The sequence below is a fragment of the Streptomyces sp. NPDC025618 genome, from assembly GCF_055558795.1.
Genome location: NZ_JBVHLW010000082.1, coordinates 1 through 8417, shown reverse-complemented (window position 1 = coordinate 8417; position 8417 = coordinate 1). Strand labels below are relative to the sequence as shown.

Here is an 8417-nt window from a genome sequence, read left to right as displayed (position 1 = left end):
CAACCCCCGCCCCTACGTATGGCACAAGACCGCCGACCAGATCCTCAACAGCCTCGCCAGCTACTGCCGACGCATCAACGACTCAGGTCACTAGCCGAGGATGAGCGGGAGCTTTGCGGCGAGATCGCCCGGAACACCCTTCTCAGCGTCGGTCAGCGTGCGACGTCCGGTGCCGATCAGCAGCGCGTCCTTGTCGGAGAACGAGGCGGGAAACGGGGTCCCGGCGATCTTCTCCAGCGACGCGCGGGCCGCGGCGAGGGTCTCGGCGGGCGGCTCGGCGGCCGACGGCAGATGCGCGATCAGATCGAAGTGATGCAAGGTCCATTCGAGCACGTACGCGGACAGGTAGTCGCCGACAGTCAGCACCTTGTCCTGGGTGCTGACGCGGAGGGCAGGATCGGCGAGTTCGGCGGCCCGGCCCGCGGCGGAACCGACGTCGTCGAGGTGGAACTTGAGCCACCGCGGCTCGCCGTATGCGGCGGCCAGCCGGGGGATCAGCGCATCGAGGGCGTCCTCGCCGGTCGGTGGTTCGTCGAGTAGGTCCCAGTAGCTGACCGAGTCCGCGGTCGGTTCGGTTTCGGCTGGCGTAACCAAGGTGATCAGCACGTCCTGGGCGTCGATGACCAGATGGCAGACCAGGTCCCGCACGAGCCAGCCGGTACAGCCAGACGGCCGCTCGAAGTCCTCGTCCGGCAATTCGGCGACCGCCGTGCGCAACGCCGTCCAAGAACGCGAGAAGAGATCCATTACGGCACGGTAGGCCGGACTCGGCACGACGGACAAGCGGATTCGGACAGTCGGCTCGTCCGCTCGGGGTTCCCCGGGGCCTCACACCGCCAGTTCCGGTAGTCCGCGAGATCTTGCTCGGTCGCGCATCGCCAGTGCACATCCCGCGAACACAAGACCCCCAGCAACAGCCGGATGTCCGTCGCGTAGTTCCGCTTCGACTCACGCTCCAGGCTCACAAAGGACCGGGAGGGTACGAAGTCCAGAAGATCAGCATCGACCCAGCCATCCGGCCTGACGAACACCGGATCGCCCGGCCTCAGACCGATCCGCGCCACCGTCTCCGGCAGATCCCGCACACCCAGGACGCCCTCTGCCGGTAGGGTTACCCACCGCTCAGGATCAGGCACCCACTCCACATGCCATGTGCTCAACCCGCGCCTCCCTTGACGCTCGAACACGCTGCACGGGCGCGGTTCGGCCCCGGAGCCATCAGGCCAGCAGCCCTCGCCCGCCCACACTGTGCCCGCCAGCCGGTGCCCAGGCACGTACCCCACGGCGGCGGCGCTCGCCAGGCCCTGCCGTCTACTGGGGCAGTCGCTGGATCATCTGCGCGACGGCCTTGATTACCTTCCGTCTTACAGATTCCTCATCACGTTTCCACCGTGCGGAGGAAGTTACCGTGAATCTTCCCTTACGGGCGTAAACTTGATACCCGTTCAACCGGTGTCCGCCATCTTCGTCGATAATCTCTGTGGTAACCGACAGTGACTCGTCCACGGCGGTCAATCCGGTGGGCTGTTCCAGTGGAGTTTTGACCAGTGTGTAATCGGCGATTCCGCTGCCGTCTTCGTCGGGCCCGAGAAAACGGTCGCAGCCTGCCAGGCTGCCTCGAACATTGCTGTAGGCGGCTGGCGCGCTCAGATCGCTGTTCCAGGCGTAAGCAGCCGCTGTCCCAGCCCATACGTCCTCCCCGGGGTTATCTACCATGCGCCTGAACGACGACTGCAGATTTTCTTCCTTGGGAGGCTCCCCCATTTGCAGGGCCAGTGTGCAGTCAGCTCCTTCCTTGGCCGCGAAATTGTTCCATCCGACTCCTGCCTTGCCCTTGTCGGAATCGGTGAATCCCTTCCCTCACTCCGCTGCCGTCAGAGCGACCCACTCAGTCATCTGCGCATCACCGCTTCCTCTTGGCGGCGGCGTGCGCGAAGGCGATGGGCTGGAGGACGGGAAATCTGTGCCTGCGCGGTGCCCTGGTCAGCGAACGGTCCTGCGTCGTCGAGGAGTTCGCGCCGCAGGCTTTTGTGGAACCTCTCGATTTTCCCGGTCGTGGTCGGCGAGCGGGGCTTGGTGAGCCGGGCAGTGACGCCGTTCTCGCGGCAGATCCGCTCGAAGAGGACCTCGGCCGGGAATGGCTTGGTGAAGCGGCCGGTGAACTGCTTCCCGTTGTCCGTCAGGACCTCCGACGGCACCCCGTAGACGGCCATGGCCTCGGCGAACGCGGTGGCCGCCGCCCGCCCGGTGGGCTGGGCCACCACCTTGGCGATCACGATGAACCGCGAGTGGTCGTCGATCCCGGTGACCAGCTTGCACTCCCGGCCGCCGGCCAGGAACACCCCGCTCATGATGTCCAGCTGCCACAGCTGCATCGGAGCGTCCCGCTGCCAGCGCCGGTAGACACGACGGTGGTTCTGCTCCTGACGGCGGACCAGGCCGTTGCGGACCAGGATCCGGTGCACCGTGCTGCGGCCCGGCACCGGTGCCATGCCGCGGCGCCTGAGCTCGTGCACGATCCTGCGGGCACCCCAGCGCGGATGCGCCAGCCGGAGCTCGCACACCGTGGCTTCCATCTCACCGGCCACCTGTGTCGGCGAATAGTGCGGCCGCCGGGAGCGGTCCGCCAGGGCCTCCAGCCCGCCGGCGTCATAGCGCGCGATCCACGCGTATACCGACTGCCGGGAGGCCCCGACCTGACGGGCCACATGCGCTACCGGATCGCCTTCGGGATCGCCATCCGCCAGGGCTTCGATCGTCGCGTCGTCGAGCTCCAGGTCCCGGTCCTCGGCCAGGGACCGCTGGACGAGTCCCATCAGCTGCCGGTCGCGGCGGGAGACGGCCGGCCGCGCGGCAGGAGCTCCGCCGAGGAAATCTGCCGGCAGGCCCAGGCCCGTCGCAGGGTTGAGGAGATCGGTCAGCGGCACCAGCACGCCGGGGCCGTACCGGTCAAGGAATCGGCCACGGTACGCGCGCCAGGGCGCGCTCCCGTAGGGCTCGGGGCTGACCCGGGCCAGGGCCGACACCGCGGACTCCACCTCCCACGCGACCGCCCGCGGGACCACCACCTTGCCGTCGAGATGGAGGTCCACCTGGAGTGGCTCCGCGTCGGCCAGGTCTCTCATCCGCGTCAGCAACGCGGCCCGACGCGGAGCCCCGAGAGCCGCCGGGAGCTGGTTGTGCTCGCCCACCAGGCGGTGAGCTTGACTCTGTCGGGGATCTTGGAGTTCTCCGGTGCGGCAGCATGATCAACGGTCATGCTCGGGCTGTTCCATTAGCCCGTGCAGTCGTCGAGGTGCCTGTTGTCCCTCCGCCCCCGTTCCGGTGAGCAAATCCCGCTTCTGACCGCGCAGATCGCTCGGGCGAGCAACCCGGGCGGTACCACGGCGATGTGGGTGAGAGACCGTCTGGACGGACTGTGGCGTGACGAGGACTTCGCTGGCTGGTACCCGCGTAACGGTCGACCGGGTCTCTCGCCCGCCCAGCTGGCCACTGTCTGTGTGCTGCAGTTCGTGCTCGATCTGTCGGACCGGCAGGCCGCCGAGGCGGTCCGCTGCCGCATCGACTTCAAGTACGCCATGGCCATGGAGCTGGACGACCCCGGGTTCCATCACAGCGTGCTGGCCGACTTCCGCGATCGTCTTGCCGACGGGGACCGCGCTGACCGCCTCCTCGACCTCTCGCTGGCCCGCCTCAAGGAGGCCGGCCTCAAGGAGGCCGGCCTGGTCCACGAGCGCACCACCCAGCGCACCGACTCCACCCACGTCCTGGCCGCGGTGCGTGACCTGACCCGCCTGGAGCTGATCACCGAGGCAGTCCGCGCCGCTCTGGAAGAAGTCGCCAGCATCTCCCCTCACCTGCTGGACGAACTGGTCGATGAGGACTGGGGGCGCCGTTACGGCCGGCCAGTCCGCCTGGGCAAGAACCCCACCAAGCCCAAGACCCGGATCCTCGCCACCGGGAACGACGCCCTCCGGCTCCTGGAACACCTCTACCGGCACGGAGCGGACCGCACGCCCGGCCCGCGGACACAGGCCCTGCGCCAGATCATGGTGCAGAACTACGACCATGACGCCGCTGGACACCTGCGCTGGCGCACCGCCGAGAAGGAGGGCGGACCCGGGCTGCCGCCCTCGTCCCGGTCCATCGTCTCCCCCTACGACACCTCGGCCCGCTACGCACGCCACGGACACGTCATCAGCTGGAAGGGGTTCTCCGCGCATCTGACCGAGACCTGCGCTCCCGACGGCCCCAACGTGATCACGGACGTGGTCACCACCGCGGCCACCACCCACGACAGCCAGGTCCTGCCCGGCATCCACACCCGCCTGCACCGCCGCGGGCTACTGCCCGCCGAGTACCTGGTCGACGCCGGCTACACCTCCCTGCCCCACCTGGAACAAGCCGCCCGCGAACACCAGGTCACCGTCACCGGGCCGCTGAAGAGCAACCCCACCCGCCAGCACCGCCAAAACGAGGGCTTCGCCCGGGACGACTTCCACATCGACTACGACAAGCAGCAGGTCACCTGCCCTCAGGGCCAGATCAGTGCGGGCTGGCACGGCCCCTACCCGACCTCCTCGCCCACCGCGGCCCCGCTGATCGTGGCCAGGTTCACCAAGAGCCAGTGCCGCCCCTGCCCGGTCCGCACTCAGTGCACCAGCACCGCTGACAACGTCCGCACCGTGGGATTTCCCCCGCGAGAGCTCCGCGAGCTGCAACTTCGCGTCCGCACTGAACAACAGACGCCCGAGTGGAAGGCCCGCTATGCGGCCCGCTCCGGAGTGGAGGGCACGGTCAACGAGTTCGCCCACGGACACGGCATGCGGCGCTGCCGCTACCGAGGACAGGGGAAAGCCCACATCCAGCACGTCCTGACGGCCATCGCCGTGAACATCGACCGCCTCAGCGGACTGCCGCCAACCGAGGAAGCCTCCATGCCCCGCCGACCAACCGCCTTCCAGAACTACCTCGACCAACGCGAGCTACCCCGGCCGAAGTCCTGGCGAACCCTGGGCACCTGACCTCGGCACCTCCAAGATCCCCGACAGAGTCAAGGTCAGCTTGATTTTTATGGTCCGGGACCCGCCCGGCTGACTGTTCGTGCCGATTGTTACGGTTATGGGCTGTGACTGAGCTGCTTCCTGAGTTCCCGTACCACCCCGACCCCGTCGCCACGGGCGTGATCGTGCCTTCTGGCACGGCCTGCACCTGCTGTGGGCGGGAACGCGGGTATGTCTACAAGGGCCCGGTCTACGCTGCCGACGAGCTCGGGGGCCGGCTGTGCCCGTGGTGCATCGCGGACGGCAGCGCCGCCGAACGGTTCGACGCGCACTTCACGGCGGGAACCTGCCTGGGCGACGACGTGCCCCTTGAGGTCTTCGCAGCGGTCGACCGGCACACTCCAGGCTTCACCGCATGGCAGGAACCCCAGTGGTTCTTCCACTGCGGCGACGGCGCCGCGTTCCTGGCCCCGGCCGGGTCCGCCGAACTCGCCGCATATCCCGAGGCACTGGAGATGCTGCGGCGGGAGGCGAACGGCTGGGGCTGGCCGTCGGACCAGGTTGAGCACTTCCTCGGCTCGCTGGACAAGGACGGCGAGGCGACGGCGTATCTCTTCCGGTGCCGGGTCTGCGCAGTCCACCTTGCATACACCGACTTCGCATAGGCCCTGCAGACGGGTCGAACGACGTCCCGAACGGTGTCACTCACCTGGGAGTTCGGTGTATGCGCATGGCGGTCTTGGCGTGATCCTGCGTGCTGTCCAGAGCGCGCTGTCCACCAAGACCGCCAGGGGTGAGTCTGCTGCACCACGATGCCCGGCACGAGGCGTTCGACTTCACGTTCCACTTTCGGGAGGATCTCTACGCGTGCCTTGCCCGGCGCGGTGACACCCTGTTCGAGCTGTGTGACGCGATGCTCTGCGAGGACGGCCCGGTGACCTCGCCGGTCGACCTGACGTTGCTGGCCGAACACCGGCGTGGGCACGGCGCGTTGTACGACGCGCTCAACCACGGTCGCATCGATGTGGCCGGGCTGCGGAAGGCGCTGGCCATGTTGCCGCAGCCCAAGGCCGCCGACGGGCGCCTGGTCCTGGCGGTCGTTGTCTCCGCGTGGCTGCGGCCCGACGCGCCGACCAACCCGGATCGCCTGTTCTGCCATGTCTACGGACGCTCGGGACGCTCCAGCGACCAGTTCATCCCCGGCTGGCCGTACTCCTTCGTCGCCGCGCTGGAGTCCGGGCGTACGTCGTGGTGCCAACTGCTGGACGCGGTCCGGCTCGGCCCCGACGACGATGTCGCCGAGGTCACCGCCGCTCAGGTCCGCCGCGTGGTCGCCGACCTGATCGGCCAGGGTCAGTGGGAAGCCGGTGACGACGACATCCTGGTCGTCTTCGACGCCGGCTATGACGCCCCGCGCATGGCTTACCTCTTCAAGGGCCTGCCCGTCGAGGTGCTGGGGCGGATGCGTTCGGACCGTGTCATGCGACGGCCGACACCCTCGCTCAAGGAGTACGCCCTGGCCTATCCCCAGGGTGGGCGACCGCCGAAGCACGGCAAGGAGTTCCGCTTCGCCAAGCCCGACACGTGGGGCGAGCCGGATGCCGAGACGGTGCAGGTCACCGACCGCTACGGCACCGCCCAGGCCATGGCCTGGGACCGTATCCACCCCCGGCTCACCACCCGCAGCGCGTGGATCGGCCACGACGGCGGACTCCCCATCATCGAGGGCACACTGATCTGCCTTCAGGTGGACCATCTGCCCGGCGGAGGCGACCCACTGCCCGTCTGGCTGTGGTCCTCCAGGACCGGCATGACCGGCGAGGACGTCGACCTGCGGTGGCAAGCGTTCCTCCGCAGATTCGATCTTGAACACACTTTCCGTTTTGTAAAGCAGACGCTCGGCTGGACCCGCCCCAGGCTCCGCACTCCTGAGGCCGCGGACCGATGGACGTGGCTCGTGATCGCCGCGCACACCCAACTGAGGCTCACCCGCGAGGCCGCGGCCGATCTCCGCCGCCCCTGGGAGAAGCCGGCCGAGCCCGCTCGGCTCACCCCAGCCCGCGTCCGCCGTGGGTTCAGGAACATCCGTCCCTGTTTGCTCTGCCCGGCTCGTGCACCCAAACCTTCAACTCCTGGCCCAGGCCGCCCACTTGGCTCCAAGAACCGGCGGCCTGCCACCCGCTATGACGTGGGCAAAACGACCAGACGCCCCGAGAGCATCGCCGAACGTAACCAACTCAAAGCTCGCAAACCATAAAAAACAAGGTCAGAGTCTGTGCCGGATACTTGCATGACAAGGTCGCCCAGTGCCCTGCTGCGTCGCAGCGATCTACTGGGAGGGCTGTTCCAGCGGCCCGCTGTCCTCGATGAAGCCCTCGCCGCCGTACAGCGACTCGTATTCCACGACGATCCGCAAACGGCGCGCCAGACGGTTCACGTCGCCGGGCCCCACACCGATCAGGAAGGTGACCTCGCCCGCGGCAAGAACTCCTCCGTCAAGGAAGATCGCCCCCATGAGGCTGATCCCGGAACGGTCCTGCAGCACCTTCGCGCACGCGTCACTCCAGGGAGGCAGCTCCTGCCCGTCGAGGATCAGTTTCGTCGAAACGATGAACGCAGGGCCGAGGCCCCCATTGGCCATCCTGATGCCCGAGACCGAGTCTTCGTCCTTTGAGATCCAGCGCCCTACCTGGACGAGAGGCCGCACCGATCGCCGGTTGTGGTCGCGGGTGATGTACCCCTGCCACACGGCGGCAGCGAGCGAGGCAACTGCGACGACGACGGCGCAGATCGCGGTGATCGTGTCGGCGTTCATCCCGCTCCCGGCTTCGGCAATCCCGGCTGCTGCCCATGCTCGCAGGGGTCGCGCACGGCGGGAAGCCGACTGTCGGTTGGGCCGTCGGCCCGCCACGCGTCGCGCCTGGTGGGCAGTTGCTGATTAGAAGCTGTGCCATATGTGCTAATCCGTGACGCTCTACGACGATTGGGGTTTTCGTGCTCCCGCTTCGGCGCCCGCTGGCCGCGACTGTCGCCGCCTACCGCCCCGAGTGGCCACCACTCCACGGGCAAGGACGTATCCCGCCCACCCTGTGGGCGGGATACGTCAGCGCAGAGCCGTCGCGGCGAGACGGATGGTCTCGGGGCTCCGCGTGCGGATGCGGATGGGCGAGGGCCTCGTAGTGGTGGGCGCCGCGATCTCCTCGATGGTGTGCGGCGTGGCGCGCGGCGGCCGCGGGCCGGCCGTTCGTTGCCGTCCTGTCCGTTGCTGGTCTGCCCGTTGCCGGCCTGTCTGTTGTTGGTCTGTTCGTTGGGGTTCCGTCCGTTGGGGGTCTGTCTGTTGCGGGGTTGTCCTTTTGGCGTCATGGGTTGACCTCCTGGCCCGTATACGACACCGCTGCTTTCTTCATAGCCTCG

Annotated in this window: 6 protein-coding genes and 1 pseudogene; 3 read left to right on the top strand and 4 right to left on the bottom strand. The window is 67.9% G+C overall.

The window, feature by feature from the left end:
• Positions 1 to 90: 90 nt before the first annotated feature.
• The 3 genes and pseudogenes from ACZ4A5_RS31340 to ACZ4A5_RS31330 all read right to left on the bottom strand — a co-directional run.
• The gene (locus tag ACZ4A5_RS31340; protein ID WP_467591697.1) at positions 91 to 747 is read right to left on the bottom strand and encodes a maleylpyruvate isomerase N-terminal domain-containing protein; all 657 of its coding nucleotides are present in this window, start codon (positions 745 to 747) and stop codon (positions 91 to 93) included.
• Between the two features lie 564 nt (positions 748 to 1311).
• On the bottom strand, positions 1312 to 1764 hold the full coding sequence (locus ACZ4A5_RS31335; RefSeq protein WP_467591695.1) for a hypothetical protein: 453 nt from the start codon (positions 1762 to 1764) through the stop codon (positions 1312 to 1314).
• A 194-nt stretch (positions 1765 to 1958) separates the two neighbouring features.
• Positions 1959 to 3191 (bottom strand): annotated as a pseudogene (locus tag ACZ4A5_RS31330) (IS481 family transposase); the annotation flags it as partial.
• 90 nt (positions 3192 to 3281) lie between these two features.
• Between ACZ4A5_RS31330 and ACZ4A5_RS31325 the strand changes: the two are divergent.
• The 3 genes from ACZ4A5_RS31325 to ACZ4A5_RS31315 all read left to right on the top strand — a co-directional run bounded on the left by ACZ4A5_RS31325 (position 3282) and on the right by ACZ4A5_RS31315 (position 7260).
• Positions 3282 to 5024, top strand: a complete 1743-nt coding sequence (locus ACZ4A5_RS31325) for an IS1182 family transposase (protein WP_467591692.1) — start codon at positions 3282 to 3284, stop codon at positions 5022 to 5024.
• Between the two features lie 104 nt (positions 5025 to 5128).
• Positions 5129 to 5668 (top strand): CbrC family protein, encoded by a 540-nt coding sequence (locus ACZ4A5_RS31320; protein ID WP_467591689.1) that lies wholly within the window; start codon positions 5129 to 5131, stop codon positions 5666 to 5668.
• Positions 5669 to 5802: 134 nt separating this feature from the next.
• Entirely contained in the window at positions 5803 to 7260 is a 1458-nt protein-coding gene (locus ACZ4A5_RS31315) for an NF041680 family putative transposase (protein WP_467591700.1), read from the top strand.
• 72 nt (positions 7261 to 7332) lie between these two features.
• Here ACZ4A5_RS31315 and ACZ4A5_RS31310 read toward each other — a convergent pair whose 3' ends face one another.
• Positions 7333 to 7818, bottom strand: a complete 486-nt coding sequence (locus tag ACZ4A5_RS31310) for a hypothetical protein (protein WP_467591686.1) — start codon at positions 7816 to 7818, stop codon at positions 7333 to 7335.
• Between the last annotated feature and the right edge of the window lie 599 nt (positions 7819 to 8417).

Coding starts and splice junctions, on each gene's coding strand:
- ACZ4A5_RS31310 (WP_467591686.1), bottom strand. CDS start 7,818: ATGAACGCCGACACGATCACCGCGATCTGCGCCGTCGTCGTCGCAGTT.
- ACZ4A5_RS31335 (WP_467591695.1), bottom strand. CDS start 1,764: ATGGGGGAGCCTCCCAAGGAAGAAAATCTGCAGTCGTCGTTCAGGCGC.
- ACZ4A5_RS31340 (WP_467591697.1), bottom strand. CDS start 747: ATGGATCTCTTCTCGCGTTCTTGGACGGCGTTGCGCACGGCGGTCGCC.